Source organism: Sporomusa sp. (assembly GCF_057736855.1).
In genome coordinates this window covers 1-2850 of sequence record NZ_JBYKYF010000329.1, presented here as the reverse complement: position 1 = coordinate 2850, position 2850 = coordinate 1, and the positions used below count along the sequence as shown (strand labels likewise).

The following is a 2850-nucleotide window of genomic DNA, read 5'->3' as shown; positions in this document are numbered from 1 at the left end:
GCGGGAATGCTGGATGGAGTATGTGTTACAATACGATGTTGCTGATATTATTGAGGAAATAGCCAACTGTACAGGTCAGAAATTTCAATCACGGACAATTAGCAAAATTAAGAGCATATGCTGGAATTTGGAACAAGAACTGAATATAAGTGGTAAAAATTATGTAGGCAATGGGCTTACAGCGATAGAACAGATGCTTACAGACCTGGAACAAGGCAAAGTTGTACTCGTTGAACTAAAAAATATCTCACCAGTTGGTGAACAGGCGTTATCCACTTTATTATCAAAAAAGCTGCTGCTGCATTATGCCAGTAAGTCGGAGCTTGAGCGTTCCCAAGCGAAACCTGTATTAATTGTACTTGAGGAAGCACATCGTTTCTTAGGCAAAAAAGAACAAAGCACCCAAAATGTGTTTGCCCGTTTAGTTAGTGAAGCGCGAAAATTTAATATCGGGTTATGCGTCGTTGACCAACAACCCCGTTTGTTAGCCGATAAAGTTCTTTCTCAACTTAATACTTTATTTATACTGGGGCTTGCATCCAAAGCTGACAGAGGCAAACTGGAAGCCATGTGTCGTAAAGATATATTGCAGCAGCGTAATGAGATTAAAAACCTTGACTGTGGCGAGATGATTGTAGCTACTAACTATATGCGGTTTGCAGCTCCAGTGAAAGTGCATAAATTTGAGGAATATTTGGCTCGTATGTACCCTAATACTGTTTTGGCGACAGAGGGGAATCTAACCCCATCACCAATGGCCATTTAAAATAACTTACTTTTTTAAATCCTCCCTATCATGTACTAATTGGCCTATTCATAGGCATACATTTGTATATGAGGGGGGATTTGCTATGTTACGCCGTAGAGGAAATTTGCAATCTCTGGCTGGGATTTTAGAAATACCGCAGGATATCGTATTAGATTTACCCAGGATCACCATGTTAGGCAATAAGCAACTGCTGGTTGAAAATCATAAAGGGATTATCGAATATACCCCTTCACTGGTTCGTATCAAACTCAGCCAGGGAGAATTATATATTTATGGAGAAACGCTAACATTAGGAAACCTGCAGGCCGAACAGATTTTAGTTGAAGGGGTAGTGCAGGAGGTTAAGTATGATATGTAGTACTAAATACCTGCGCGGAGCTGTAAAAATCCGGATAAGCGGTTCCATGCCTGAACGGTTTATTAATCTTTGTCTTTCAGAGCAAATTTTATTATGGGGTATTACTAAAAACAATGATGATGTAATTGCTTGGATAGGCTTACGTGATTTTTTTAGAATTCGCCCTTTAGTAATACGTAGCCGTACAAGGGTAAGGGTACTGTCACATCGCGGTTTGCCATTTATCGTAAAACGAATAAAACGCCGCAAGATGATGATAGTGGGTGTCTTTTTGTTTATTATTTTGCTTAATATATTGTCGTCTTTTGTCTGGTTTATTGAGATTACAGGTCTAAAGAATCTCCCTGAACAGGAGATTCGATTGGTCGCAGCCCAGCGAGGTTTAAAAATAGGGGCAGTCAAAGACCGTCTGGATATCAAAACCATCGAACGCGAAATATTACTTACGATTCCAGAAATTGCATGGGTCGGTATAAATTTTACCGGTACTAAAGCAGTCATCGAAGTGGTAGAAAAAACTATGCCTAAACAAGCAGATAAAGCACCTGCCCATATTGTTGCCGCTAAAGATGGAGTTATTACAGAAATTATTGCCTTAGCCGGACAACCAGCGGTAAAAATTGGAGATACCGTAAAAAAAGGAGATATATTAATAAAAGGATTTGTTCCTGAGCCAATGCCAGCAACGCTGGACAGTCAAGCGCCACTACCCGATGTTCCTGGAGAACTTGTTAGGGCTAAGGGTATTGTAAAAGCTCGAGTCTGGTATGAAAGTTATGCCGAATCTAATCGTAACGATTATATGATTACCCGCACAGGCAATCGTCAGTTCGCAGTGGCATTAAAAATTATTGATAAAGAATTATCCTTTAATATAGCGCAAAATGAATTGTTTAAGGAGTTTGAAACCGAGATTATCCATAAACAATTTCCACAATGGAGGAATAGTGGGTTTGCTGTCGAATCAACTATTACAATATATCATGAGACAAACTCGACTTTGGTAAAAAAGTCTTTTGAGGAAGCTCGCAATGAGGCTCATACTCAGGCAATTCAATTAGTGCAAGCTAGTATACCAGAAACAGCGCAAATATTATCACGTAATCATGAAGTTCTAAAAACACCAGAAGAAGATCTTGTAAGAATTAAGGTAACTGTGGAGACCATTGAAGATATTGGGCAGACTATAAATATTTCTCAGTAAAATTTGTATTAGGGGGCATTGTTTGTTTGGAGAAACGGATTAGCTTTGCAGACACAAAAGAAGCAGTAGCAGTTTTGGGAAGAAATGATGAGTTTTTAGGGTTAATCAATAAGCATTTTACTAGTAAGATAACGGCGAGAGGAACAGAACTCGTTTTTGAAGGTGAACCTCAGGATGTCGATAATCTTATCCGCTTGGTTAATGAACTGATCTATTTATATCGGGAAGGTAATCCGGTAACAAGTCATGATGTTCAGTATAGTATCCGAATGATTTTAGCCGGGCAGGCGGAATTTTTGCATCAAATGTTTGCCGATACTGTTCTTGTTACTGCCAAGGGCCGCCATATTAAACCCAAAACGTTAGGACAAAGTAGGTATTTAGATGCGATTAGGCGAAATCATATTACCTTTGGAATAGGACCGGCAGGAACCGGGAAAACTTATCTTGCTGTCGCTATGGCAGCATTTTCCTTGAAAAATAAATTGGTGGAGAAAATAATTTTGACAAGACCGGCAG

At 39.3% G+C, this 2850-nt stretch carries 4 protein-coding genes; all 4 read left to right on the top strand.

Annotation, left to right across the window (positions count from 1 at the left end):
• Positions 1-766: ATP-binding protein (locus AC29Z1_RS15625; RefSeq protein ID WP_488272380.1), on the top strand; the 766-nt coding region annotated here is incomplete at its 5' end.
• An 85-nt stretch (positions 767-851) separates the two neighbouring features.
• The gene (gene yqfC, locus AC29Z1_RS15620) at positions 852-1127 is read left to right on the top strand and encodes a sporulation protein YqfC (protein WP_488272379.1); all 276 of its coding nucleotides are present in this window, start codon (positions 852-854) and stop codon (positions 1125-1127) included.
• Positions 1117-2331 carry a sporulation protein YqfD gene (gene yqfD / locus AC29Z1_RS15615; RefSeq protein WP_488272378.1) on the top strand — a complete coding sequence of 405 codons (1215 nt, stop codon included), beginning with the start codon at positions 1117-1119 and terminating at the stop codon, positions 2329-2331. Before yqfC ends, yqfD begins: the two co-directional genes overlap by 11 nt.
• 26 nt (positions 2332-2357) lie before the next feature.
• A partial coding sequence (locus tag AC29Z1_RS15610; protein ID WP_488272377.1) for a PhoH family protein occupies positions 2358-2850 on the top strand: 493 nt, incomplete at its 3' end.

Excerpts from the sequence above, each read along its gene's own strand:
- yqfC (WP_488272379.1), top strand. The coding sequence starts at position 852 with ATGTTACGCCGTAGAGGAAATTTGCAATCTCTGGCTGGGATTTTAGAA.
- yqfD (WP_488272378.1), top strand. The coding sequence starts at position 1,117 with ATGATATGTAGTACTAAATACCTGCGCGGAGCTGTAAAAATCCGGATA.